This window comes from Pseudomonas huaxiensis, assembly GCF_003231275.1.
GTDB lineage: Bacteria > Pseudomonadota > Gammaproteobacteria > Pseudomonadales > Pseudomonadaceae > Aquipseudomonas > Aquipseudomonas huaxiensis.
This window is the reverse complement of the sequence record NZ_QKVL01000006.1, coordinates 25984-50089: the sequence shown is the minus strand read 5'-3', so window position 1 is coordinate 50089 and position 24106 is coordinate 25984. Positions and strand designations below refer to the sequence as shown.

The following is a 24106-nucleotide window of genomic DNA, read 5'->3' as shown; positions in this document are numbered from 1 at the left end:
ATATATGGACAACCGGATATTTCTCGCGCACCCATCGGGCTTCACCAGAGATAGCTCGCCTCCACGAACGTCAGCGAGTTCGTTCGCAGGTGCCCCAGGAATGAATCCTGCGGCCCCCGAAAAATGTCGAAGCCGGTGCTGACCCGCCATGAATCGGTGATTGCGTACTTCAGGCGGCCCCGGAGCATCCAGTCATTGCGGGGTTCGGTCCACACGGCGAACAGGTCCAGGTCGGCCTTCGAGTCGAACAGTGGCCTGGCATAGCGCAGCGTCAGTCCGTACTGGTCCCGATCCAGTTCGTTGCTGATCAGGGCCTGAGCCGCCTGCACCTGGGCCATCAGGGGATTGTTGGCGATGCTCGATACCGAGCGCAAATGCCGCCAGAAGCCTTGCAGGGAAACGGTCTCGCGATCTCCGATGTACCACTCGGCGCCGCCGATCGCCGAGGTGTAGGGCTGCCGGCGCGCTACCGCCGGATCAGACGACTGTTCGAAGTCCACCCAGGCAATTTCTCCCCGGTAAGCCATTTCGCCGCGAACGATCGTGAAGTCGCCGCCGACCATCCGCATGCGGGTCGCATGCTGGCCGAGGGTCACGCCGGCAGGCGTGGCACTGCGCACCGCGAAGGTGGGAAACAGGTCGTGACCATCGATCACGCTGATCGACCAGTCCGCATCCGAACCCAGTACGTCGTACTTCACCGCCACCGTAGGGCGGGCATCCGGGTCCTGCTCGCGGAAGGTCACGCCAGGCGTTTTCTCCAGCGGCACCTCGTTGAAGCGGAAACGGTCGAGCACATGGACCTGCAGCTTTCCGGCACCGACGGCGCAGTCCAGGTGCAGCCCCCAGTTGCCGGTGCGCTGATCCGTGGTCTCCGGGGTCAGGCGTCTGTAGTTGCTGGGGGATACCTGGTCGGTGGGATTGATCCCGTCGGCCCGGCCCCACATCACCAGTTTCTTGCCCAGTGCCGGAGCGCACAGGGTTTCGCTGCTTTTCACATACAACTCGTTGACCCCGGCATCTTCCCGCCTGCCATCCAGCCGCTCAGGGGACGACAGGGCCCAGACCTCGCTGCTCAAGCTCAGACTCTCGGTGGCTTGCCAGTCCAGTTTGAGCTTGGCGCGATTGGAGGAAATCGTGTGGCGGTCATCCAGCATCCGGTTCGATGACCAAACCCCTGCCGCGACTTCGCCAGTGACTTCAGGCACGTCGGCGACGGCGCCCACCGAGAAAACCAGGGGCACGACCGCGCCAGCCCACCAGCCGGGGGAAAAAGACCCGCTCATGTCCTCTCCTTAGCGCGAAGCCATGTTGTTCGCCGAGAAGAGGCTGTCGCTCAGCGCCTCACCCACCTTGAAGTTGGAGAAGGTGATGGTGGTGGTATGACCGCTCTGCAGGTTCTTGCCCTCGGTCTTCATCGGCTGCCACTTGCCATTGGTGGCATCCACCAGCTGGATATCGCTGAAGGAAAATTGCTTGTACGGCGCCCCGCTGACATCGGCCGCTTCCACATAGGTGGTCGCGAAGTTGTCCTTGCGAATCCAGGTCAGGCGCTTCGCGTAGCCAGAGTTGGTGCGCACGCTGTCCTCGGCGGGCAGCGACTCGATGACGTAGTGTTCGACGCCGTCACGGGTCTCCTGTCTGACCAGGGTGTGCTTCCAGTCGCTGACCTTGTGGCCCATCACGTCGCCGTAGCTGAAGTCGGTGCCGATGAAGCTGTCCTTCTTGTTCGAAGCCACCAGACGGCGCACTCGCTTCATTGCCGGCAGGTAGACCCACATCTCGTCGTCCTGGGCAGTCCGCTCGACCAGCAAGGTGGTGGTTCCACGAATATCCGCAGGTGCCTCGAAGCGCACCAGGCGCATGGTGTCCTGCCCGTTGTCCTGAAGCTTCGAGGCCATGTTGGACTTGCGGGTCCGCTGGCTGCCGTCCTTGGTCTGCAGCACGAACTCGGCATCGGCCTTGGAGGTGCTGAAGCGGGTCACCGCCGCGTTGCGCTCCATGATCTCTTTCGCCTCCAGTTCCGCAGACCAGCCGACCTGCGAATACGTCAGGAAGCCGATTGCCGCCAGGATGATCAGCAGCACGGCGCCACGGTCACCGGAGCGGCGCTGGAAGATGAAGCCGGGCTTGAAGGCCAGGATGGCGCTCGGGATCAGGGTCAGGGTTGCGAGAACGCTCGCCAGCATCGCCAGCACGATAAAGGTAGAAAGCCACATATGAACCTTGTAGTCGTAGGAGAACATGAGGACGGCATAACCCCCGGCCACGGCGGTGGCGACGAACAGGCAGGCCTTGCCGGCGGTTTTCATCGCCATTTCCACGGCCTCGGGCAACGCCTTGCCCTGGGCCGTGTATTCGCTGATGCGGTAGATGAGGTAGATCGCGTAGTCGGCGCCGATACCAACCGCCATGGCCGAAATCAGCGAGTTGGGGATGTTCAGCGGCACGCCGAAGTAGCCCATGACGCCGAACACCAGCGACAGCACCACCAGCAGCGGCGACAGCACCAGCAGGCCGGCGATCACCGAGCGGAACGCGATCACCGACACCGCGAAGATCACCCCGAGGATCTGGGCGATGTTGAGCAGCTTGCTGTGCACCATCACATCGGTGACCGCCAGGGTCTGCGCGACCTCACCGCCGAACGACACGGTGACATTGCCGGGGAAATGCTCGCTCGCGACCTGGCGCAGTTCGTTCACCAGGTGATCGATCTCGGCGTTGCTGTTGGTGCGCAACATGATCGCGATCTTTGCCCGCCGGTACTCGTAATCGACGTGGGCCGAGAAGTCCTCCGGATTCCCTGACATCGAGTAGAGGAACAAGTACTGGGCAATCAGCTCGCGGTCATCGGGAAGTGGCGTCACAGCGCCCGTGTCGCCCGACGCCGCTTCGTGCATGCGCTGGAGGAAGTCGTCGATGGACAGCGTCTTACCCACGATCGGGCGCTTTGCCGCGTCCGCCTGCAGGTAGCGGATCGCATCCAGTACCCGAGGGTCCTTCACCCCGTCCGCTTCACCGGTATCGACCATCACATAGAGCACGTTGGTCCCGCCGGTCTGGCTGTTCAGCAGGTTGTCATCACGCTGCAGGGGCAGCGAATCCGAGAAGAAGCTCTTGCTGGAGTTATCCACATGCACCAGCGGCCAGCCAGCGACCGCCACGACAATCAACACCACGAAACCGCCGAGAATCCAGTGCCGGCTGCGCGGGGTCACCACCAGGTGAGCGATGCGTGCGCTGAGGCGATCCCAGATCCGAGGTTTGGTCTCGGTATCGATCTGCGCCGCCGATGGCGGCTTGAGGCCGGCCCGCACTGCCGGGGTAAAGGTGAATTCCAGCAACACGGCCGCCAGGATGCCGATGCCGGTGAAGATGCCGAATGCCCGCACGGTTTCCAGTTCGAACACCACCAGCGAAAAGAACCCGAGGGCCGCCACACCGCCAGCGATGACCAGTACCGGGCCCACCGCCGCCAGCGACTGGATCGTCGCCAGCCGGTTGGCCACCACAGGGTCCATCTGCTGACCGTTCACCAGCTCGATGAAGCGTTCGTAGTAGCGCTTGAGTAACTGCACCGCGTGTCCCGCCGCCACGGCGAGGATCAGGATCGGCGTCGGCGAGTTGAAGATGTCCATCGGGACCTTCATCAAACCCATGATCCCCACTCCCCAGACTACCGACAGCAGCGCCGTCACCAGCGGCAGGATCAGTCCCTGGCGAGTCCGGAATGCTTCGTAGTGCAGCAGGCCGATAACCAGTACCGCAATCGGGAACAGCCAATTGATCCGGTCGGCGAAGACTTCAGCCTGGTGCAGGAACACCGGGTTGCCGCTCAGGGAGATCTCGATGCCCGGCGTGTTCTCCTGGCTCAGGATCTGGTGGACATCGGACAGCATCGCACCGAAGCCGTTGGGGTTCTCCTTGAGCTCCAGCATGATCGTCGCGGTGCGCCAGTCACTGGAGATCACCGTATCCCGGTACACCGGGTTGGCGTTGATCGCCGCCTTCAGCTCTTCGATCTGCGCCGTGCTGGACGGCAACTGGTCACCCAACAGCGGTCTGGCCTCGAAACCGTCGGCGTTGCCGCGAATGCTCTTGGCCTGCCGCGAGGACAGGCTGAGCAGCGTCTGCTTGGTGACCGACGGCGCCGCATAGAGCTTGTCGGTAATGCGCTTCATCGCCTCCAGCACCTGGGGCTGCAGCGCGTCGCCCTGGGTCGGGGTCAGACCGATCACCACCAGGTACTTCGAGCCGAAGATCTTCTCGATGGTGTTGGTCGCCTTGATGTACGGGTGGCTCTGCGGCACCACGGCAGCCGGATTGATGATGACCTGCTGCTTGGCGGCAAAGAACGCAAAGAACGCCGACAGCGCCAGCACGATGGCGATAACCCACCGCCGATGGTCCACCACCCAGGTCACGTACCGTTCCATGGGCAGCGAGCTCTTCAGCCCGCTCGTATGAACAGAATCTACCGCTGCGGTTTTCGATATTTGCGTCATGAGTCAGGCATCAGCACGTGAAGGAAGGGTTGGGGCAACATCGCTTTCGTTCTGGGGAGCGATTTGTGTTTTGAGGAGGTGTTTCTGGACCTTCGCCGAGGCGGTGTAGGGGAACGCATCCACGACGGTGCACCGGGTCGGGCACCAGCCCTCGAAGGCTTGCGCCAGGACCGCCTGCAGTTCGGCAACAACGTTGTCGGGCTCGGCATCGGGCGCCGCGACCCAGGCCAGAACGCTGCGACCGCTGCCTGGCTCGCAGATCACCAGCGCCGCATCCGCGACGCCCGGCACCTGTCTGGCCCGGTGTTCGACCAAGGCGGAACTGAGGGGAGCGCCACCGACCAGCAGCGAGTCGCTCAGCCGATCGCTGACATCGAGCCGCGCATCGGCCTGAAGGGTCGCGAAGTCGCCGGTCGCCAGCCAATCGTCCTGCGCGGCACCGACGGCGACCCAGTGCCCCCGCACCATGAGCTCGCCGGCACCCTCGGCCACGCATTCCGCATCGTCACCTCGCACCGCCAACTCGATGCCGAATACCGGCTGGCCATGTCCCAGGGCCGTCGCGCTGCTATCGAACCGTTCAATGGTGGCCAGCGGCGAGGTCTCGGTCATGCCCCAGGCGTGACACACCTCGACGCCCAATCGCTCCTGAATGAAGTACGCCACCTCGAACGGCAGGCGGGTTCCGCCGACAACGGTCCGGCGAAGGGTGCTGAAACGCTGCCCGGTCGCCTGCATGTAGCGAGCAAGCGCCAGCCAATGAGCCGACACCGCACCCAACACGGTGACCTGATGCTCTTCGATCCACTGGAACCATTGAGCCGGATCACGGGTTGGCGGAACCAGGATCAGCTCGGCGCCCACCATCGGGCACACGAACGGAGCGCCCCAGGCGCTGGCATGGAAGTTTTGCATCAGTGGCATGACCCGGTCGGCGCCGGTCAGTCCCATCGCGTCCGGCAATGCGCAAGCCCAGGTGTGCAGCAGCGTCGAGCGGTGCGTGTACTCGACGACCTTCGGCGTGCCGGTGGTGCCGGACGAGTAACAGACGTGGGAAAGGCTGTCCTCCGGAAACTGTGCCGCCACATGGCCCACCGCCCCCTCGGCGTTTCGATGGGTCATCGCGCGAACCGCAGATCCTGGCAGCAGCCCCTGAAACGCCTGAACCGCGCCGGCCGTAGCGGTGTCATGCAGCACCAGCTTCGGACGGATCTGTTGAAGGAAGAGTCCCAGGTCTTCGGGGCGATGCTGGGGGTTGAGCAGGTGGGTGACCACGCCTTGGTCGAGTGCCCCGTAAAGCCAGGCCATCTGATCGAGCGAGCTCAGGCCAAAGCTGACGAGCGCATCGCCTGGCTGGAACCCGAGGGCATGGAGTTGCGCGGCGCAATCACGAGCGGTATCGGCCAGATCCGCGTAGGTCTGACGTTGGACGACGCCATCGAGAGCGATGGAAGTTACTTTCACTGCGGCGTGCACCCTTGCCGCATGCTTGAGCACATCATGGACATGGAGCGGGAGCGTTTTAACTCTCGCGGTCGGGTATTGCACGGGTTTAGCAGAGATAGTGTTCATGCGGCCATGGTAGAAATCGCCGCGCTTTACACACAATGGAACCGATGTACCATGGCGTCCTGCCACGCCAACTGCTCGGTTCAGGCAAATTGCAGATAGGCCTGGGTCAGCTCGTGACGGGGCCTCTCGAAGACCTCTCGCGCCTTGCCGCATTCGATCAGCCGTCCCACGCCATCGACCTTCCAAAACACCGCCACCTGATCGGCAACCCGGCGGGCCTGACTCAGGCTGTGGGTTACCAAGACAATGGTTCGCCGCTGCGACAGGCTTGAGATGAGCGCCTCGATGGTTTGCGTCGAGATAGGGTCGAGGGCACTGCAGGGTTCATCCATCAGCAGCACCTCCGGCCCGAGCACCAGCGCCCTGGCCAGACACAGGCGCTGCTGTTGCCCACCAGACAGCGCCAGCGCCGGGCCGTCGAGGCGATCATGCACCTCATCCCAGAGGCCCACTTCCTTGAGCGACGCCTCGATCCGCGCATCGATCTCGTCCCGCGCCTTGATTCCATGCTGCCGCAGCGCGAATTCAAGATTCTTGCGAATGGAGAAGGGAAACGGGTTGGGCCGCTGGAACAGCATGCCGACCTGGCGGCGCAACTGGGTCGGGGCCTTCAACAGGCGCTTGCCGTCCATCCAGCTGAAGCTGATCGAACCTGATACCGAGCACTCGGGAACCAGGTCGTTGAGGCGGTTCAGGCAGTGCAGCAAGCTGGACTTGCCGCAGCCGGAAGGACCGATCAGGGCCGTGACCGAGTTTCGAGGTACCCGCAGGTTCACCCTCTCGACCACCACCCGCTTGCCGTAGCTCACCGACAGGTCCTCAATCTCGATATACCCTTCGGCCGCGGTATTCAGGTGCGTAACAGTGCCAGCGATGCTGGGCACGGCTCGCAGCGAGGATTCGAGCGTTGCCGCCCCGGTCTTGTTGGTCATGTCAGTAACTCCCTGTCGTTGTGCCAGTCATGCGCCGCTGCATCCACCGGGTCAGGGCATGCACTGCGAAACTCAGCAGTGCCAGGAGCAGAAGAAGCGCGAGGGCCGATCCATAGGCGTTCGGCGTGCCGCCGGGTACGTTGGTGGCCAGATCGTAGATATGCACCGAGACGCTCCGCCCCGAGTCGAGCAGAGACTCCGGCATCCGGTCCGAGTAACCGCTGGTGAACAGCAACACCGCCGTTTCGGCCAGGGCCCTGGTCAGCGCCAGCACGATCCCGGCGCAAATCCCCGGTAGCGCCACCGGCACCATCACCCGCAACAGCACGGCCTGCCGCGACAACCCCAGTGCCGCACCACCCGCGCGATGAGCCGTGGCCGCCGCTTCCAGCGAAAACGCCAGCGAGCGGGCCAGGGTCGGAAGGATCATGCAGGCCAGGGTCAGGCCACCGGCCAGGATGGAATAACCCAACCCCAACTGACGACAGAACAGGCTGAGACCGAAGAGCCCGAACACCACGGACGGTACGCCGGCCAGGATGTCGAGGCTGCAGCGCACAACCGTTGCAGGCCAGCCACCGGGTTTGAATCCTTCGGTCAGCATCACCGCCACTCCGAACGACAGTGGCAACGCGGCCGCCAGACTGACCAACACGATGCCCAGCGTCGAAACCAGGATCGGCGCGATACCGCCGCCACGACCGGCATCGACCGGACTGGACGACAGGAACTCCCAGCTCAACACCTGGAGCCCGTTGCCGAACACCGTGAGCAACGGCCACAGCAGCATCGCGATCGCCCCGAGGGCCAGGCCGTAGAGCAATGCCGTCCAGGCCAACTCCTTGAGTTGGGCCAAGCAGATCCGCTTCATACGCCCATCTCCCGCTGACGCCGGCCAACCCATTCGCCAGCAGCCACCAGCACGCTGACCAGCAGCAACATCAGCAAGCCAGCCACGAACAGCGAGGCCCGGTGATCGCCCATGGCGTAGGGCATCTCCAGCGCGATGTTGCCCGTTAGCGCCCGAACGGGCTCGAACAACGAAGTGGGGACCTGCACGATATTGCCGCAGACCATCAGGACCACCATGGTTTCCCCAATGGCCCTGGCCGCGCCGAGCACCATGGCGGAGAAAATGCCTTGCCTCGCCGCCGGCACGACAATGCGCAGCAGGGTCTGATTCTCGGAAACACCCAGTGCTGCAGCGCCCTGTACATAGGCGACCGGGACCGTCTGGAGGGCTGACTGGGTCAGGACGGTAATGGTCGGGATGATCATCAGGGCCACCACCAGAACACCCGCCAGCAGGCTGGCTCCCGGAGGGCTCCACAGGTTGATGATCGGCACGATGGCACTCACGCCCCAGAGGCCGTAGACCACCGTCGGCACAGCCGCACTGAGCTCCACCAGATTGCGCATCAACCGCGCCAGCCCGGTGGGTGCCTTGAACGTGGTGACCAGCGATATCGCCAGGCTCAACGGCGTCGCCACCAGCAGCGCCCCGACCGTCAGGTAGAGGCTGGCCAGGACCATCGGCGTCATATTGAAACTGGCATCCCTCGGCCACCAGCCTTCGTCGGTGAAGAACCGGGTGAAGCCTCCCTTGCTGATCAGCGGGAGCGCCTCACCCAGGAGAAATACGACGATCAGGAACACGATCGCCGCCCCGAGCAAGGCCAGCATGGTCATTGCCGACCAGAACGCCCAACCGCGCAACGCCGACGGCGGCGGTGAGATCGACTCAACGATAGGTAGTGTCATGAAGCGGCCCTGGCCAGCAACGCCGGTCGTTATTTCACGACCGGGATGAAGTACATCCGCGTGACGAAGTCCTCGGCCTGCTTCGATTGCGCGTAGGCCACGAAGTCCTGGACCTGCTCATTCAGCGGCGTCTTGTAGACCAGGTTCAGGTCACGGCTGATCGCATACTGCCCCGAGGCCACGGAAGCGGTCGAAGGCACTTGGTCGCCCATGGGGATCAGGCGAATCGCCGCGCCTTGCCCGGCTTCGTATTCCGCCGAGCCGATGGAGACGTAGCCCACAGCGGCAGGCGATCCGGCGACGGTCTGAATCCCCTGCTGGTTGTCGCCGATGATGACGTGGGCCTTGATGTCCTTGTAGGGAATGCCGAAGAAGCTGCTGAAGATCTCCAGCGTGGAGCGGCCTTCGGCCTTGCTCACCACGGTGATCGGCGCATCTTCGCCGCCTACTTCCTTCCAGTTGGTGATCTGGCCGGTGTAGATCCCGATGACCTGCTCCTTGCTCAGCCCGGCAACCGGGTTGCTCTTGTTGACGATCATGCCGATGCCGTCCTTGGCGATCAGTGCATGCTCAAGATCCTGCTCATCGGGCTTGAGATCGCGAGAGACCATGCCAAGCACGGCGGTACCGCTGCGCACATCCATGATGCCGCGTGCACTTCCGCCTGCCTGCACCTCGATGCGAACGCCCGGATGCTCCTGCTCATAGGCCTTGGCCAGCTCGCTGATCAGTGGCGCGATAGTGCTGGCACCGACGACGCTGACGCGCATCGACTTGGTGTCAGCCTTCGGTTCTACTTCGCGGTTACAGCCAGACAGGCAGAACAACGCCCCCAGCATCCACAGCGCAGGCACACCAACGTGCCGGGCCGCCCAGGTTCTTGTTTTCATCGTGTTCCCCAGCTTCTTCCATGAAACGCACCGAGTGACCGATGCGTCGTGATCTGACTCATGGTAGGGGGTAGGGGCCTGGGCTTTGAATAGAAGCTATGTACTATGGCCCGGCGCCAGCAGCCTCCCGACAATTGTCGCGGCAAGGGAATGCCCTTGAAGCCTAATGGGAGGACAAGAAATGCAAGAAGCATCTGTCGGCACTCAGCCAACGTCACACGCCCCGATCGACCTGCGCTCCGTCAGCCGCCGCGAAGTGCTCGGCACCGAGCACAACAAGAGCGACGGCTACTTCAACCTGCTGGCCTACATCGCCTCGAACGCGATCGCAGGCGAGATCATGGCGGTGGAAAACTACTCGGAAATGGTCCCACTGATGCCGGACACCGAGAGCAAGATCGAGACCGTCAAGCAGGCTCACGAAGAGTCCAAGCACATCCAGATGCTGGCCAGCCTGGGCAAGCGCCACGACTACAACGTCATGCGCGAGATCGTCGAACCGCAGTGGTTCAACATCCGCCGGCACTTCAGCACCGCCGTGCAGAACAAGGACCTGGCGGCCTGCCTGGTGATCCAGGACCTGATGACCGAAACCATGGCCATCGTGCTGTACCGCACCCTGGTACGTCAGGGCGACCCAGACACCGCAGCACTGGCCAACAAGATCCTCGACGACGAGCTGGAGCACCTGGAAATCGGCCTGGCGCGCATCCGCAGCCTGATCGCCCAGGATCCGGAAGGCGTCCACGAGAGCCTGAAATGGGCTCACCACCGCGTCATGCCTGAGCTGTTCAGCATGGTCAGCACCGGCTGCCACTTCCTCTGCGACCGCCTGAACATCGATTGCGCTTCCCTGTCGCTGGGCGACCTGAAGACCGACATCGACGAAATCCGCATCGAGGCGCTGGATACCTACGTCGAGACCCTCGACAAGGCCGACTTCGACCCGGTGGTAACTGCCGCCTTGATCGAGTCGATGCAGACCTACGGCGGTACCCCGTCCTTGAACGCAGGGCTGGCCAACGCCTGAGCGTTGTTCCAGCCCGCCCATCAGTAACGGCGGAGCTTGTATGTCCGATAACACGACCTTAGCGCAGGGTGTTCGCGCCTTCTTCGAGTTCCTGCTCATGGATGGTGCCCTGCTCATTGGGCTTTTCCTGCTGGTCACCTGGTCCGTGGTGATGCTGCAGCAGAAGATGCCCTTTCAGGCGACCCAAGGCTCGCTGCTTGGCTCATCTGGCTGGCGTTCGGCCTTTGCTGCCAGCGTGGGCGGCGTGATTACCCCGTTCTGCTCGTGCTCAACCATTCCCGTGCTGAGCGGCATGCTCAGGGCGGGGGTGGGTTTCGTTCCGAGCTTCGCCTTTCTGGTGGCGTCCCCGGTGGTCAACGAAGGCGTCTTCATCCTGCTGTTCCTGACCGTCGGTTTCATCCCCGGGGCGGTGTTCATCATCGCTGGCCTTGCCCTGACCTCGGCTGCCGGCGTGATCGCAGGCCGCCTGGGCATGGCCAGGCACGTCACCATCACCCCGGCGCCACAGAGCAGCGCAACCTTCCTGGGGCAGAAAGTCGCCGCCTGGCCGGGCTGGCAACCGGCAAGCCGCTTCGCCTGGCTGGCCGCCAAACAGGAACTGCGCACCGTCGCACCGTACCTGCTGGTCGGCCTGCTGATCGGCGGCCTGATCTACGGCGCCGTGCCCAACGACATGCTCATGGGCCTCGTCGATCGCTTGCCGGCCGCCTGGCTCTATCTGGCTTGCGCACTGGTCGGCGTGCCGCTCTACATCTCGCCCATCGCAGCACTGCCCATCGGCTTCGCGTTGATCGAGAAGGGCTTCCCGGTCGGACCGCTGGTGACCTTCCTCGTGGCCGCGATCGGCACCAGCCCGCCCGAGGTGATGCTGCTGTTCAGGCTTTTCAGACTCCCGTTGGTGATAGCCCACACCCTGACCGTCGTTCTCTGCGCCCTGGCGCTGGGCCTGGCCGTCGCTCTCGTGCTGTAACCACTCAATCAAGAGGGACAAGACATGTTTGGTTTCTTCAACAAGGCCTCGGACGCAGATATCGCCCAGGTCAAACGCGCGCTGGGCAACGATGCCGTAGTGGTGCTCTCCGCCAGTTGCTGCATGCCCGGTACCAACGAAGTCGATGAGCAGATCGAGAAAGCTGCGCAGGCGGCTCTGGCTGCTGCCAAGCTCGACTGGCCGGTGCTGACCGTCACCGTGACCACGGCACAAACCATCCTGCCGAAGATCACCTCTGAGCTGAATGCAGCCGAAGGCGCACTGGCCCAGCAGGTGTCCGAACTGTTTATGGCCCATGGCCTGAGCGCATTCCCGATTGTCATCGTCGATCAGAAACTGCTGTCCTACGGCGGCGTACCCGACCAGGCGATGATCCAGGGCGCGTTGCCCACTACCACGGCGCCCAACGTGGCAAGCGGAGGAGCCCGATGAACACGCCTCTCCAGACCGCACGCCATGGAGGGCGTGTCTTCCTCACTGGTGGTACCGGTTTCCTGGGAGCCTTGATGGCCGCCCAGATGCTCAGCGATGGCTGGGCGGATCATCTGGTTCTGCCGTCCCGCCGTGAAGTGGAAACCGGCAGCATTCCCGAGGAGGTCCAGCGCGAGCTGTTCGCCCTGGGCAAAAAACCGGACGACGTTGCCGGACAGATCACCACGGTTCACTGGCAAGGCGCCGAAACCGCCACGGTCGAACTGCTGGAAAACACCCTGCGCGCGGGCAAGGTGGACACCATCGTTCACTGCGCCGGGTGCCTGGACTACTTCGACAACGACGCCCTGCAGGCAATGAACGTCGATTTCACCGAAAGACTGACCATCGCGGCAAAGCGTGCCGGGGTGAGCTTCTTCATTTTTGTATCCACTGCCTACTCGGCGGGTTACTCCGGTGCACCAGTGCCCGAAACCGCTCTGAGCGAGCCGCCGAAAGACCCGACCAACTACACCCTGACCAAGCGCGCTGCGGAGCGAGTGGTTGCCGAGTGTGGCATCCCGTTCCTGGTGGTCCGGCCGTCGATCGTCATCGGCAGCTCGGTGGACGGACGCTACAGCGGCAAGCGCTATGGCCTGTATCAGCAATGGATGGGCATCGAACGGCTGCTGTCGGACCGGCACCACGCCGAGCTGCACACCGTTGCCACTGACCAGGCGCTCAACCTGCTGCATCAGGACGTGTTCCAGGCCAGTATCGCCAGCATCTTCCGCTGGGTGCCGGCGGGGGAATATGTGAACCTGGTGGTGGACGACCAGACCAGCCCGTCCATGCGCGACCTGTGGCGAGTCTTCTGCGAAGTCACCCGCCCCAACACGGTGATCTTCTACGACAGCCTGCAGGACGTGGACCTCAAGGCCATCAACATCCGCCAGCGCGGCTACCTGACCTTCGCCCAGACCAACCTGGAGATCGGTGCTTACCCATGGGCGTTCGATCGCCAATGGCTGCGAACCTTGCGTGAGCATGGACTGCACTTCACCGAAACCACGATGGAAACGCTGAAGGTGTGCCAGGACCGGTTCGTTCGCTCCTCCCAACCCATTCAGCGCTACCTCGAACGCTTTGCTGCGGATCTGCCGGCACGTACCGAGTTCCGCCACCACCTGGACACCCTGGACCTCGCCGCCAATGAACATGCTTGATACCGCAGCCACAAGGCTGGAACCCTGGCAGCGGGAGCTGATGCACATCGCGTCCGTGGTGGGTGACGACCTCGACCGCGAGGCCAATGGCACCGACTCACCGCGCACGCTCTGGTGGGGCGGCGCGTACTCCGACCTGCTCGCCATGTGCGCCGATGCCTTCCGTGGCGAACTCCTTATCGCAGACCACGAGCCGCGCTCCCTGCGCAAGAGCACGGCGCTGGTCGGCAAGGCCCGGGCCGTTCGACTCATGGCGCTGCCAGACCTATCCCGCGATGCCGGCGTGATCGAGACGCTGCTCCAACGCGCGGTGCTGCGCGACATCGACGGCTACCTCGCCCTGGAGGAAAAGCTGCGCTTCGGGATCGAGCGTTCTCCTGCCGTAGCGACAGGCTGGGCCAGCCGGATCGTCATGGACTTCACCCTGAACCGGGTCAGCGCCGAAGCCGAGCAGCAACTGCTGGCCGAGGCCTTCCGAGCACTCAGCCTGACCGGCGCCGTTATCTGCGGGGTACTGGTGAGCGACGAGCCATTGGCGTCCCTGCACAACGTCCGCTCCGCGCCGGCCGGTGCACCGCTCAGGATTCTATCCGAGACCGCCGTCATTGCTGCCTTCGAACGCGCGGGTTTCCACGGGATAACCCTGCATTGGTCGGCGACGGCCCACGAAGCCATCGACAGGATCGGTGATGCTGAAGTCCGGATGTGCACGGTGCAGGCCTACAAGGGCAAGCAAGGACCTTGCTGGGAGCTGGGCCAGGCCGTCATGTACCGGGGGCCGTGGCGCGAAGTCCGTGACGACGATGGTCACGTGTATCGGCGCGGGGAGCGCGTCGCGGTGTGTGCCAAGACCTACGACCTCATGATGCGGGCACCCTATGAAGGTTCGTTCCTCGGACTGCGCAGCGTGAACGAGCCGCCACTGGCCGAAGCGGTGCTGTTCGACTGCAATACGCCGGCATTGAGAGACCCGAAGGTGACCAAGGGGTTGGCACCGTTTGAAGGGGCTCAAGCGGCAGCTTGCTGCTCGGGTTCAACTGGATGCTGCTGACGCCCTGTCAGTAGCGATTGTCGCGAGGGGCCGTCTGGGCCATATAATCCCCAACCGGCCTCTCATACGCACCCACCAAGCGCTGACGGGGTCACAATCAGCAGGGAGTGCGGACTATGGAACATGTCGAAAACACCTGGCAGGGGCTTGAGGACTTTCTCCAGACAGCCCCGGCTCGGGATCTGGACATCGACTGTACGGCCGTAGGTATCGCCTCCGTCAAAGGGCCCACGGTCCACTTCAAGGAAATCCTCTTCCTCGAAGGAGAGATTCACGAAGACCCTGAAACCCTGCAAAGCCACTGCGCTTCGCTTGTTGCACTCTGGGCTGCGGTCAAGGCCCCCTCCCTCATCGACCTCGGCCAGTGCTCCTGCATCGGTCGCCGCCTGCTCCTTCAGGAGCCGACCCTGGGCAGACGCTTCGCCATTCACGCTACCGAGATAAACGACAGTACCCTGCTGTTTGCAGTCATTAGCTCGACCAAGCGCTGGAAGGATGTCGAGACGGTCAAATGCCTGATAACGGAGCTGGTGGCGCTTGCCGATCATGTCAGTGACAAGAACCACTTGAGAGCCGAAGAGACCGAGGCCCAGCAGGACACCGGTCTGAACTGGTATCAGTTCACAAGTCGCGAAGTAGACATCCTGAAGCTGGTTGCCGCTGGGAACAGTAACAAGCAGATCGCCCGCGAACTGGGCTCAAGCCCTAACACTGTGCGGAACCAGATTCATGCGCTGTTCAGGAAGGCGGAGGTGACTAATAGGACTGAGTTGGCGTTGAGGGTTGCTGCGGCAACCTAATGTTGCGCGCCTCAGGACGGGGTCAGGCGGGCCGTCACCCAAAAGCCTGGTGAGGCGTGCGACTTAACACGACCCTTTCGTCATCTGCGTCTCGCCAGAGTACATCAGGGCCTGTGATCTGAGATAACGAGAGCGGCCCGCACTTCGGAACCAGTTCGGCACCACGCAGAACGTGATGAAAACCGGATCACCACAGGATGCCTGTATGGACCGGACACATGGTGCCCTAATGCGTCCTATTTTTCTCACTGTGCAATCGGTTTGCCATCATGTCGTCGCTTGCTTGCTTGCGCACTCAAAAAGCGTGCTATACCCAGATCAAGGATCGTGGTACTCAGCCGATAGAGGATGTATCAGGAGGGGCGTAGCTCGACCGCTCGTCAGCTACTTTGGGACGCCCCACTGGTTCTATTGACTAAAGGATACATGCGCCCATAATTTCGCGCCCGCGAACCCGTAATGCCCATGGATGGCGCAAGAGAGGTGACTCTTGATTTTTTCCGAACAAAAAGTAGCCCACATGGCGGCTTTCTTTTTGGCTCGCCGCGAGGGCCCAATGGCCCACATCAAGCTGATGAAGCTGCTCTATTTGGCTGATCGCTTGAGCATGGAACGTTATGACGCTCCTATGTCAGATGATGCCCAGTGCAACATGAAAAACGGTCCAGTTCTGTCTGCAACCTTCGACCTGATGAAAGGCACCCGCAGAAGTGAAGCATGGAGCTCGTTCATTTCCCCAATCGACGATAACGAAGTGACTCTGCAGAGAGACTTTGCATGGGATGAGCTTGATGAGTTGTCTCGGGCCGATTTGAAAATTCTCGACGAAGTGTTCGTCAAGTTCGGTCACATGAAGCGCTGGGACCTAGTGGAGTATGTCCATACTCTTCCTGAATGGGAGAACCCAGGCGACACCAGCAAGCCGATCGACACTGAAGTAACCTTCAAATCCTTTGGGCTCAACGAGATGCAAGCTCATGAAAAGGTGGGGATGCTTCGAAGCCGCAAGTTGCTTGGTTTGAAACTCGCTGAGATGAAGTAATGCCGCCAAGGACTGTCTTTCAGCAGGGAACGCTCTTCATCCTCACTGGCCCTACACACCACCTGCACGTCGTTATGAACGATCCGGTTCACTGCGGAGAGTTGAACGATATGAGCGTGCTGGTGGTGAATTTCTCAACTGTTCAGCCCGGAGCCTTTCATGATCCTGCATGCGTGCTCCAGGCAGGCTGCCATCCGTTCATCACTCGCGAGAGCTTTGTCGTCTATAGAGGGGCCACTGTGCTGAGAGTCCCGCGCCTGGAAGACCAGATTATCGCAGGGCATGTACGACCCGACTCGCCTGTCAGCCAGAACGTATACAACCAAGTCCGAGCCGGCTTCGATGTGTCAGACTTGGTTGCAGCTAAAATCTCTCGCTATCTACGCAGACACGGCATCTAGGTATCTGCGATCAGGTCCGGAAGGTGACTTGGCGGGACGGTTGCGTCTAGAAGCTAGTGTTTTGTGCCAACAAAGCCGCCTGTGATGGCGGCTTTTTGGTGTAAAGGTCTTACGAGGGTCAAGTTTTAACCAATCGTAGATTGGGCTTCTTTCTTGGTACGGTAACCGGTTGAGCTGCCAAGTCTCCGCTTATGGCAACGGGAGCCATACTGAACAGGATCGGAATCAGGTCATCGACCGCGACATCCAACTCTCTTGCAATTCCGCTCAAGGAGCGACCAGTATCTCTAGCGAGCCCCAAGACTTTTTGAAGCACCTGTGACGTTTCTCTCTGAGAACTCTCCGGCTCCTGAGTTCTGGCCCCCATCGTGGAAAGCTCGATACAGATACTTCTATAGATCCACTCCGAGAGGACGCTGGTTTTGTGAAGGCGGTAGGCCAACGCCATCGCCGAGACATTCCAGAGCTTTTTGGCGCGCACAATGTCCTTTACAGAGCGAATGTTCCAGCCGTGAGCGAGGATGCTTTGATAGGGCATGAGAAAGGCTGACGCGAAAGCATTCGCCTCGTTCTCCACCTCTTTACCCTTGTTGCTGCCATGTCTGTGCAACACCAAGTGCCCGAGCTCATGGGCGGCATCAAACCGACTCGCCTCTGCAGACTTCTGGGTATTCAGGAAAACGAACGGCGTGGTGCCTTTTCTCCAACAAGAAAATGCGTTGACCTGATTGGTTTCTTCGGCCAAGGAAAAAACTCTGACGCCCTTCAGCTCAAGAAGGTGTACCAGATTTCTAATGGGTAGCTGACCTAAACCCCACTCAACACGTACCGCCTCTGCAGCGGCCTCGGGATCCATACCGGAACAGTCCGGAACCATAGGGCTCGGCAAGTTAAATCGCGAATCGATCCAGTCGCTTAGCATGTACGCAATACCACCGGCGGCAAGAGCTGCATCACGCTGGCCAGCAGTCATTCGTGAAAAAGAACGGAAGCTCGCATTTTCTTCCGTTGGGGCCTCTACATCGCGACCACTAAAAAACGTAATCGGGAAGCCAAGGGCCTGGGCAATGTTGCCCAAGCTCTCTTCTGTTGGGAGTTGATCCCCACTCTCGTACAAAGAAATCGTCTTGCTGCTGAGCAATGTTGCGTCCGCAAGCGATTTCTTGGTCCATCCACGGCGTTGACGAGCTAGCACCAAACGGGCCGGATTGAAATCGCTTATGTCGTTCATGTTCTCGGTGTCACAGGAATATCGATAGAGGGACTGGTGTCCGACCCACCGAAATCTTCGGGGGCATTAAGGTTCAGGGGCGGCATGATAAAGCGCGGCTGCCATCCGTCAACCTTGCCGTTGTCGGCCATGTTCATCGGCCTAGAGAGCTCGTAATGCACAGTTTGATTTTCCACATCTACGTAGAAAAGCAGCATCCAAAGGATCTGCTCAGCAGTCGTGTCCAGTGGGAGTCGTTGCCTATCGCTGAGTTCCACCGGGAACATGTCCAACTGGCGAACATTGTAGTGAACGCTGCGACTGGTCCGGTTGCCTCTCTTGTTACGTGTAAGCGGTATGGCATAGGGGTTGCCCGTATTCTCATCACCGCAACACAGCGTGATCGCATGCTTGTTATCCGGGGAAACAATCCGTGGCTGATTGCTAGGATCCGTGGGCTTCCAGCCTTTGGGAATGGTCAACGCACGAAGCGCCTCCGTGCCGTAGATCCAAGCCAATGTGCCCCTAGAGCCTTTCGGCTGCAGCGGGCCGGCATTCGAGGCTACGCGGTAGCACTGGAGAGCAATAGTGCGTAGCTCTTCAGCGGTAATGCCCAGCAGACGCTCAATCGCTTGCTCAGGTGGCAAGCTCTCGACTTGATCCAGAAAATCCATGGCCATATGGGGAACTCTCTTGTCGGGTTCCGATTTTTATACATCATTCGATGTAGAAAAAAAAGAAGCGCACTAAGAGTCACTTCGGACGCCTACTGGCGAGTTTGAGAGAAAAATGGGGCGGATAGAATCGCCAGCCCAACGCCGAATCAAGTGACCTCCGCCTCCAATGACTCGCAAGTAACTTGCGGTCGGCCATTGATCCGATCACTCCAGCCAGATGAGGAATCTGAAGCAAAAAGGGGCAGAAATCCTAATGTTTCCCAGCATGTAAACCAGCCGGAGAGTCGGATCCAAGCTCGAACTCTTTCGAAATTCAGATTCTCCATCTTGCTAGCCCTGCGCTAGCCCGCCCCAAAAATAAAAAAGGCCTGCATCGCTGCAAGCCTTGATTTTACTGGTGCCGGAGACAGGAATCGAACCTGCGACCTTCGCGTTACGAGTGCGCTGCTCTACCGACTGAGCTACACCGGCGTGGCGCCAACGCTACCACTGCCGTGAGCCTTGCGCAATTCACTGTTTAATAAGGCTATTGATCCTTCGCCTCGCAGCCTTTCGGCGCTTGGTCCGTACCGATGTCGGTACTACAGCTCCAGCCGGTGGCCGAACGGGCCAGGGTCAGGGTCTTGCCGAGCACCGGCGCCGGTGCGTCCACCAGGGTGCAGGCGATACTGCCGGTGCCGCTGGCGGCTACCGCCGTGGCGCTGATGGTGCAGTTCGCCGTGCGTTCCTGGCCGCCAATCTGAGTGACATTGGCGATGTCCGCGCCCTGGGTAAGCCGAACCTCGAAACCGGTCTTCAGCGCGCTGATTTCGGCAAGGCCGGCAGTCGCCTTGGCTTGTGCCTGGTGGTTGGTGTAGAGCGGCATGGCGATGGTCGCCAGCAGGCCAATGATCGCCACGACGATCATCAGCTCGATCAATGTAATACCGCGTTGCCCCTTCATGGATGCATTCCCCAATTACTGAAACCTCAAGTCATATCGGTCGGTTATGCCGACAAGCGCGCCAGTAGGCCCGAGCCGACACCTTTTGTCACCCTGCCAGGCAGGACCGCCAGGGCAGCTCGACTACTCTAGTGCGGGCCGGGAAGCACTGCCGGCTGGAGCTGTTACGGGAATTGTGTTTGGCCAATTGCTACAAGGACGTCGCCATAACCATGAAAACCAGAACCTACAACTGGCAGGGAGTCGATCGGAACGGCGCCCGGGTCAGCGGCCGCAGCGATGGGCAAAGCCCGGCGCTGATCAAAGCCATGCTGCGCAAACGCGGCATCCATACCACTCGCATCCACCATTCGCGCCGCGTCTCGACATTGAAGTTCTCGCGGCAGATCAGCGCGGCGCAACTCACCCAGTTGAGCCGCCACCTGGCGACCTTGTTCCAGGCAGGCATTCCTCTGTTGCATGGCCTGGACATCATCGCCGAGGGCAGCAAGAACACCCGCATGATCACGCTGCTGCACACCCTCAAGCGCGACATCAGCGCCGGCCACAGCCTGGCCGAAGCCCTGCGCAAGCACCCGCGCTACTTCGACACGCTTTACTGCAATCTGGTGGCGGTCGGCGAAGCCTCCGGGCGCCTGGATACCCTGCTGGAGCAACTGGCGACCTTCCAGGAAAAACGCGCCACCCTGCGAGCGCGGATGAAGAAAGCGATGATCTACCCGCTGCTGGTGTTGATGGTGGGCTTGGGGGTGTCGAGCCTGCTATTGCTCCAGGTGGTGCCACAGTTCGAGGTGCTGTTCGCCGGCATGGGCGCGGAGCTGCCGGCGTTCACCTTGATGGTGATTGGCCTGGCCGACTGGCTGTCCAATCACATCCTGCTGATGGCGGCCTTGTTGCTGGCTGGAGGCATCACGGTGCAACAGGCCTTTCGCCGTCACCTGAAATTTCACCTGTGGCTGCTGCGCCTCGGCCATCGCCTGCCCTTGATCGGCACCCTGCTGCAACACGCAGCGCTGGCCCGCTTCGCGCGGACCTTATGCACCTGCTTCGCGGCGGGCATCCCCTTGGTCGAAGCGCTTGGGCCAGTGGCCAGAGCCTGCGGCAACGCGCTATACGAACAAGCGATTCTTCGCCTGCGCCACGACCTCGGCAATGGCCTCTCGATGAGTGCGGCGATGCGAGCCAACCCACTGTTCCCCAACCTCTGCGTACAGATGTGCGGTATCGGAGAGACATCCGGCACGCTGGACGATATGCTCGAACGCATCGCCAACCACCACGAACAGGCCATTGATCAATTGATCGAAAACCTCACCAGCCTGCTCGAACCAGTGATCGTGCTGATACTGGGGCTTCTGATCGGAAGCCTGGTGATTGCCATGTACTTGCCGATCTTCCAGTTGGGTGACGTGATCTGAACATGAACCTGTGGGACACCGTCGCCAACCAGCCGCTGGCCTTTCTGGGGAGCGCCCTGCTGCTTGGCCTGATCGTCGGCAGCTTCCTCAATGTGCTGATCCATCGCCTGCCGCTGATGCTCGAACGCCAATGGCGCGACGACGCGCGCCAGGCGCTGGCGCTGCCGATGCAGCCGAGCGAGCGTTTCGACCTGTTTCTCCCGCCTTCGCGCTGCCCGCATTGCCAGCAGCGTATCCGCCCCTGGCAAAACATACCGCTGATCAGCTACCTGTTCTTGCGGGGTCGCTGCTCCGGCTGCAAGGCGCGCATCAGTCTTCGCTACCCCCTGACCGAGCTGACCAGCGCCGGCCTGACCCTGTTCGCCGCATGGCACTTCGGTTTCAGCGCCAGTGCGGCGGCGTTCATGCTGTTGAGCTGGGGACTGCTTGCGCTGAGCCTGATCGACATCGAACACCAACTGCTGCCCGATGCGCTGGTTTTGCCGTTGTTGTGGCTGGGGCTGATCGTCAATGCGTTCGAGCTGTTCGTGCCGTTGGAACAGGCGCTGTGGGGGGCGGTGATCGGGTATGTCAGCCTGTGGTCGGTGTACTGGCTGTTCAAACTGATCACCGGCAAGGAAGGCATGGGTTATGGCGATTTCAAGCTGTTGGCCCTGCTCGGCGCCTGGGGTGGCTGGCAAATCCTGCCGTTCATCCTGTTCTTTTCGTCGTTGATGGGGGCCATTCTCGGCATGATCCTGCTGCGCCTGGCCGGTAAACGCGCCAGCACGCCGATACCTTTCGGCCCTTATATGGCCCTGACAGGCTGGATCGCGCTGCTCTGGGGTGGTCAAATAACCACTTCCTATCTGCATCACGCTGGATTTTGATGACAACGCCCGCTTTCACCCCCTGGATTCTCGGCCTCACCGGAGGCATCGGTAGCGGCAAAAGCGCGGCCGCGCAACGCTTCGTCGAGCTGGGCGTGCACCTGGTGGACGCCGACCAGGCCGCCCGCTGGGTGGTCGAACCCGGTCGTCCAGCGCTGGCCAGCATTGTCGAACGCTTCGGACCCGGCGTACTGCTGGAAGACGGCCAGCTCAACCGCGCCGCGCTGCGTGAGCTGATCTTCGCCGACCCGGAACAGCGCCGCTGGCTGGAAGCCCTGCTGCATCCGCTGATAGGCCAGGAGATCTTCAGCTACCTGGCCAAGGCCGAATCCCCTTACGCCGTGTTCGTCTCGCCATTGATGGTCGAGTCGGGCCAGTACCAGCGCACCGATCGCCTGTTGGTGATCGACGCTCCGCAGAACTTGCAGATCGAACGCACCCTGCTGCGCGACCAGACCAGCCCGGAGCAGGTCCAGGCCATCCTCAAGGCCCAGGCCAGCCGCGAAGAGCGCCTGCGCCATGCCCATGATGTGCTGGTCAATGACCGCGACCTGGCCTGGCTGCATTCGGAAGTCGACCGCCTGCACCACTTTTACCTGACTTTGCGAGGAGGCCGAACATGAGCCAGCCGCTGAACGTTGATTGCCCAACCTGTGGCGCCCCTGTCGAATGGAGCGCTACCAGCCCGAACCGACCGTTTTGTTCTGATCGCTGCAAGCTGATCGACCTGGGCGCCTGGGCCGCCGAAGAGCACAAGATTCCGGTCGCACCGGATGCCGAGGACGAACTGTTCTCTGGCGAATTCGACCCGCGCGAGCCACATTAAGGCTCCGGTCCGTCATCCTTCCACGGGGCCTGCAAATAGCGGGTCCTGTTGAACGTCTCCAGCCATTCCGGACAGAACACCACCAGCGCGCTGACCACCATCCCGTTGATGAAGGCTTCAGGGAAGAGGACCAGCCACAGGTAGCCGATAAAGTCCTCCAGCCACACCGGCATCACGAAGCGCCCATCCAGCCACAGCACGCCCAGGCTTGCCAGCAGGCACACCAACGCCGACAGCGCCGCGGCAAAGAATCCCGAACAGAAGATATAAACGAACAGATTGCGTGGTTGTGCCCGCTCCACAAGCATCGCGCAGACCTCGGTGACCAGCACCGGAAGCCCGATCAACAACACGCCATTGACGCCCATCGCCGCCAGGTCCTGACGCCCCAGCAAAACCAGGCCGATCTGCGCCATGAACGCACCGAGCACGGCCAATGGCCAGTCCAGCAGCAGGGTCACGGCGGTCATACCAATGAAGTGATAGGACAGGCCGGTCTCGAAATCCCGCCGTACCAGCCAGAGCGCAAACAACGCGAACACCGTGCCCAGAAACAGGTGCTGGCGTCGGCTGTCGGTAAACAGCTCGACCCAACGGGTACTCGCCACGGCCCAGGCCAGCAGTGGCACGAAGATGATCCAGCCGAGGGTCAGGCTCAGATCCGACAGCAGTTGTGCACCAATCACGGCAGACAGCCCTTCTTCACGGGGGATTCTGGCAGTCTACACCCGGCTCGCCAGCGTTCCCTGCGCTGGCGCAGCTAAAACCGACCAGAATCAGCCACTTGCTCCCTCAAAGCGGAATTGGGCGCTAAGCTTGTTTCCTATGGATGACTCAGACTACCTGCGCCTGCTCACCATTCAGGCCGAACAAGCCAATGCGTTTCTCTCCAATGCCCGCAAATGGGAACGCGAGCGTTGGGTCTGCCAACGCCTGCTACAAGGCTTGAACATTCCCTACCGTAGCGAGGATTTCACCGCCGCCGGCCAGGAGCCGCCTGACGTTTTGTTCCGCGACGCGGCGTTCGAGGTGTTTTTCGTGCTGGACGAGGGCCGTCGCCTGAACGACGAATGGCGCGAAGAGTTGCAGCGTCGGCGCAGCGCGTTTTCGTTGTCACAACTGGTCCGTCGCGAAGCTCGCCCACGGCGTATCGGCGCTCCCGAGTTGCTGCAACGGCTGGCCCCCACCCTGAGGAAAAAAGCCCATAACTACCGCGAGCGCGGGCTGGATCTGGGTGAGCTGGACATCATTGCTTTCGCCAGCCTCAAGCGCGAAACCCTCGACCTCAACAGCCACTTCCCGCCGCCCACCGAGTACCTGCGCCAGGGCTGGCGCTCCCTGTCACTGGTCGGCCCGACCTTTGCCCGGGTGATCTTCGCCCACCCCGACGCGCCCGATTTTCTGCGCGGCAACCTGGGGCGCAGCATTGTCTTCGACGTTGGCATCAGCCTCTGATCCGTTCTCCGGCTAAAGCGGGATGGCATAAATCCGACACCGGTGATACAAAGCGCAATCATTCGCTATTGATGCGAGCTTTTTGCCGGCAGG

General features: G+C 61.4%; 23 protein-coding genes and 1 tRNA gene. 12 read left to right on the top strand and 12 right to left on the bottom strand.

The features are described from left to right. Window positions 1-41: 41 nt before the first annotated feature. The 7 genes from DM374_RS09475 to DM374_RS09445 all read right to left on the bottom strand — a co-directional run bounded on the left by DM374_RS09475 (window position 42) and on the right by DM374_RS09445 (window position 9663). Window positions 42-1286 carry a hypothetical protein gene (locus DM374_RS09475; protein WP_110969607.1) on the bottom strand — a complete coding sequence of 415 codons (1245 nt, stop codon included), beginning with the start codon at window positions 1284-1286 and terminating at the stop codon, window positions 42-44. Between the two features lie 9 nt (window positions 1287-1295). Next, on the bottom strand, window positions 1296-4439 hold the full coding sequence (locus DM374_RS09470) for an outer membrane lipoprotein-sorting protein (RefSeq protein WP_177431541.1): 3144 nt from the start codon (window positions 4437-4439) through the stop codon (window positions 1296-1298). 72 nt (window positions 4440-4511) lie between these two features. Beyond that, window positions 4512-6080, bottom strand: a complete 1569-nt coding sequence (locus DM374_RS09465) for an AMP-binding protein (RefSeq protein WP_175652037.1) — start codon at window positions 6078-6080, stop codon at window positions 4512-4514. An 80-nt stretch (window positions 6081-6160) separates the two neighbouring features. Further along, window positions 6161-7012 (bottom strand): phosphate ABC transporter ATP-binding protein, encoded by an 852-nt coding sequence (locus DM374_RS09460; RefSeq protein ID WP_110969604.1) that lies wholly within the window; start codon window positions 7010-7012, stop codon window positions 6161-6163. A 1-nt stretch (window position 7013) separates the two neighbouring features. Next, window positions 7014-7883, bottom strand: coding sequence for a phosphate ABC transporter permease PstA (pstA, locus tag DM374_RS09455; RefSeq protein WP_110969603.1), 870 nt, complete (start codon window positions 7881-7883; stop codon window positions 7014-7016). Beyond that, window positions 7880-8773, bottom strand: a complete 894-nt coding sequence (gene pstC / locus DM374_RS09450) for a phosphate ABC transporter permease subunit PstC (RefSeq protein ID WP_225422465.1) — start codon at window positions 8771-8773, stop codon at window positions 7880-7882. Before pstC ends, pstA begins: the two co-directional genes overlap by 4 nt. Before the next feature lie 29 nt (window positions 8774-8802). After that, complete coding sequence (locus DM374_RS09445) at window positions 8803-9663, bottom strand: phosphate ABC transporter substrate-binding protein (protein WP_110969601.1); 861 nt, start codon at window positions 9661-9663, stop codon at window positions 8803-8805. 181 nt (window positions 9664-9844) lie between these two features. On the opposite strand from DM374_RS09445, the gene DM374_RS09440 reads away from it, so the two are divergent. The 7 genes from DM374_RS09440 to DM374_RS09410 all read left to right on the top strand — a co-directional run bounded on the left by DM374_RS09440 (window position 9845) and on the right by DM374_RS09410 (window position 16214). Beyond that, window positions 9845-10693, top strand: a complete 849-nt coding sequence (locus DM374_RS09440) for a ferritin-like fold-containing protein (protein WP_157969679.1) — start codon at window positions 9845-9847, stop codon at window positions 10691-10693. Between the two features lie 40 nt (window positions 10694-10733). Further along, entirely contained in the window at window positions 10734-11663 is a 930-nt protein-coding gene (locus tag DM374_RS09435) for a permease (RefSeq protein ID WP_110969599.1), read from the top strand. Window positions 11664-11687: 24 nt separating this feature from the next. Further along, on the top strand, window positions 11688-12116 hold the full coding sequence (locus DM374_RS09430; RefSeq protein ID WP_110969598.1) for a hypothetical protein: 429 nt from the start codon (window positions 11688-11690) through the stop codon (window positions 12114-12116). Then, window positions 12113-13321, top strand: coding sequence for an SDR family oxidoreductase (locus tag DM374_RS09425; protein ID WP_110969597.1), 1209 nt, complete (start codon window positions 12113-12115; stop codon window positions 13319-13321). The genes DM374_RS09430 and DM374_RS09425 overlap by 4 nt, the downstream gene beginning before the upstream one ends. After that, window positions 13308-14372: a hypothetical protein gene (locus DM374_RS09420; RefSeq protein WP_157969678.1), complete on the top strand. Its 1065-nt coding sequence runs from the start codon at window positions 13308-13310 to the stop codon at window positions 14370-14372. The genes DM374_RS09425 and DM374_RS09420 overlap by 14 nt, the downstream gene beginning before the upstream one ends. Window positions 14373-14488: 116 nt before the next feature. Then, entirely contained in the window at window positions 14489-15172 is a 684-nt protein-coding gene (locus DM374_RS09415) for a response regulator transcription factor (RefSeq protein ID WP_110969595.1), read from the top strand. 490 nt (window positions 15173-15662) lie between these two features. Further along, window positions 15663-16214 carry a Panacea domain-containing protein gene (locus DM374_RS09410; RefSeq protein WP_110969594.1) on the top strand — a complete coding sequence of 184 codons (552 nt, stop codon included), beginning with the start codon at window positions 15663-15665 and terminating at the stop codon, window positions 16212-16214. A 519-nt stretch (window positions 16215-16733) separates the two neighbouring features. On the opposite strand, the gene DM374_RS09400 is transcribed toward DM374_RS09410, so the two are convergent. The 4 genes from DM374_RS09400 to DM374_RS09385 form a co-directional block, all read right to left on the bottom strand. Continuing rightward, complete coding sequence (locus DM374_RS09400) at window positions 16734-17846, bottom strand: helix-turn-helix domain-containing protein (protein ID WP_075804446.1); 1113 nt, start codon at window positions 17844-17846, stop codon at window positions 16734-16736. Beyond that, entirely contained in the window at window positions 17843-18505 is a 663-nt protein-coding gene (locus tag DM374_RS09395) for a hypothetical protein (protein ID WP_110969593.1), read from the bottom strand. Before DM374_RS09395 ends, DM374_RS09400 begins: the two co-directional genes overlap by 4 nt. A gap of 392 nt (window positions 18506-18897) precedes the next feature. Continuing rightward, a tRNA-Thr gene (locus DM374_RS09390) sits at window positions 18898-18973 on the bottom strand. 55 nt (window positions 18974-19028) lie between these two features. After that, window positions 19029-19445, bottom strand: a complete 417-nt coding sequence (locus tag DM374_RS09385) for a pilin (RefSeq protein ID WP_110969592.1) — start codon at window positions 19443-19445, stop codon at window positions 19029-19031. 212 nt (window positions 19446-19657) lie between these two features. Here DM374_RS09385 and DM374_RS09380 point away from each other — a divergent pair, with 212 nt between their 5' ends. The 4 genes from DM374_RS09380 to yacG are packed head-to-tail and all read left to right on the top strand — an operon-like array spanning window position 19658 to window position 22558. Then, on the top strand, window positions 19658-20863 hold the full coding sequence (locus DM374_RS09380) for a type II secretion system F family protein (protein WP_110969591.1): 1206 nt from the start codon (window positions 19658-19660) through the stop codon (window positions 20861-20863). A 2-nt stretch (window positions 20864-20865) separates the two neighbouring features. Further along, the gene (locus DM374_RS09375; RefSeq protein WP_110969590.1) at window positions 20866-21732 is read left to right on the top strand and encodes a prepilin peptidase; all 867 of its coding nucleotides are present in this window, start codon (window positions 20866-20868) and stop codon (window positions 21730-21732) included. Beyond that, on the top strand, window positions 21732-22355 hold the full coding sequence (coaE, locus tag DM374_RS09370; RefSeq protein WP_110969589.1) for a dephospho-CoA kinase: 624 nt from the start codon (window positions 21732-21734) through the stop codon (window positions 22353-22355). Before DM374_RS09375 ends, coaE begins: the two co-directional genes overlap by 1 nt. Further along, on the top strand, window positions 22352-22558 hold the full coding sequence (gene yacG, locus DM374_RS09365) for a DNA gyrase inhibitor YacG (RefSeq protein ID WP_095154416.1): 207 nt from the start codon (window positions 22352-22354) through the stop codon (window positions 22556-22558). The genes coaE and yacG overlap by 4 nt, the downstream gene beginning before the upstream one ends. Here yacG and DM374_RS09360 read toward each other — a convergent pair. Further along, window positions 22555-23244 (bottom strand): energy-coupling factor ABC transporter permease, encoded by a 690-nt coding sequence (locus DM374_RS09360; RefSeq protein WP_110969588.1) that lies wholly within the window; start codon window positions 23242-23244, stop codon window positions 22555-22557. The two genes, yacG and DM374_RS09360, sit on opposite strands and share 4 nt — an antisense overlap. Before the next feature lie 139 nt (window positions 23245-23383). Between DM374_RS09360 and DM374_RS09355 the strand changes: the two genes are divergently transcribed. Continuing rightward, window positions 23384-24013 carry a DUF1780 domain-containing protein gene (locus tag DM374_RS09355; RefSeq protein ID WP_095154412.1) on the top strand — a complete coding sequence of 210 codons (630 nt, stop codon included), beginning with the start codon at window positions 23384-23386 and terminating at the stop codon, window positions 24011-24013. The last annotated feature ends 93 nt before the right edge of the window (window positions 24014-24106 follow it).

Excerpts from the sequence above, each read along its gene's own strand:
- DM374_RS09475 (WP_110969607.1), bottom strand. The coding sequence starts at position 1,286 with ATGAGCGGGTCTTTTTCCCCCGGCTGGTGGGCTGGCGCGGTCGTGCCC.
- DM374_RS09470 (WP_177431541.1), bottom strand. The coding sequence starts at position 4,439 with ATGGAACGGTACGTGACCTGGGTGGTGGACCATCGGCGGTGGGTTATC.
- DM374_RS09465 (WP_175652037.1), bottom strand. The coding sequence starts at position 6,080 with ATGAACACTATCTCTGCTAAACCCGTGCAATACCCGACCGCGAGAGTT.
- DM374_RS09460 (WP_110969604.1), bottom strand. The coding sequence starts at position 7,012 with ATGACCAACAAGACCGGGGCGGCAACGCTCGAATCCTCGCTGCGAGCC.
- pstA (WP_110969603.1), bottom strand. The coding sequence starts at position 7,883 with ATGAAGCGGATCTGCTTGGCCCAACTCAAGGAGTTGGCCTGGACGGCA.
- pstC (WP_225422465.1), bottom strand. The coding sequence starts at position 8,773 with ATGACACTACCTATCGTTGAGTCGATCTCACCGCCGCCGTCGGCGTTG.
- DM374_RS09445 (WP_110969601.1), bottom strand. The coding sequence starts at position 9,663 with ATGAAAACAAGAACCTGGGCGGCCCGGCACGTTGGTGTGCCTGCGCTG.
- DM374_RS09440 (WP_157969679.1), top strand. The coding sequence starts at position 9,845 with ATGCAAGAAGCATCTGTCGGCACTCAGCCAACGTCACACGCCCCGATC.
- DM374_RS09435 (WP_110969599.1), top strand. The coding sequence starts at position 10,734 with ATGTCCGATAACACGACCTTAGCGCAGGGTGTTCGCGCCTTCTTCGAG.
- DM374_RS09430 (WP_110969598.1), top strand. The coding sequence starts at position 11,688 with ATGTTTGGTTTCTTCAACAAGGCCTCGGACGCAGATATCGCCCAGGTC.
- DM374_RS09425 (WP_110969597.1), top strand. The coding sequence starts at position 12,113 with ATGAACACGCCTCTCCAGACCGCACGCCATGGAGGGCGTGTCTTCCTC.
- DM374_RS09420 (WP_157969678.1), top strand. The coding sequence starts at position 13,308 with ATGAACATGCTTGATACCGCAGCCACAAGGCTGGAACCCTGGCAGCGG.
- DM374_RS09415 (WP_110969595.1), top strand. The coding sequence starts at position 14,489 with ATGGAACATGTCGAAAACACCTGGCAGGGGCTTGAGGACTTTCTCCAG.
- DM374_RS09400 (WP_075804446.1), bottom strand. The coding sequence starts at position 17,846 with ATGAACGACATAAGCGATTTCAATCCGGCCCGTTTGGTGCTAGCTCGT.
- DM374_RS09395 (WP_110969593.1), bottom strand. The coding sequence starts at position 18,505 with ATGGCCATGGATTTTCTGGATCAAGTCGAGAGCTTGCCACCTGAGCAA.
- DM374_RS09385 (WP_110969592.1), bottom strand. The coding sequence starts at position 19,445 with ATGAAGGGGCAACGCGGTATTACATTGATCGAGCTGATGATCGTCGTG.
- DM374_RS09380 (WP_110969591.1), top strand. The coding sequence starts at position 19,658 with ATGAAAACCAGAACCTACAACTGGCAGGGAGTCGATCGGAACGGCGCC.
- DM374_RS09375 (WP_110969590.1), top strand. The coding sequence starts at position 20,866 with ATGAACCTGTGGGACACCGTCGCCAACCAGCCGCTGGCCTTTCTGGGG.
- coaE (WP_110969589.1), top strand. The coding sequence starts at position 21,732 with ATGACAACGCCCGCTTTCACCCCCTGGATTCTCGGCCTCACCGGAGGC.
- yacG (WP_095154416.1), top strand. The coding sequence starts at position 22,352 with ATGAGCCAGCCGCTGAACGTTGATTGCCCAACCTGTGGCGCCCCTGTC.
- DM374_RS09355 (WP_095154412.1), top strand. The coding sequence starts at position 23,384 with ATGGATGACTCAGACTACCTGCGCCTGCTCACCATTCAGGCCGAACAA.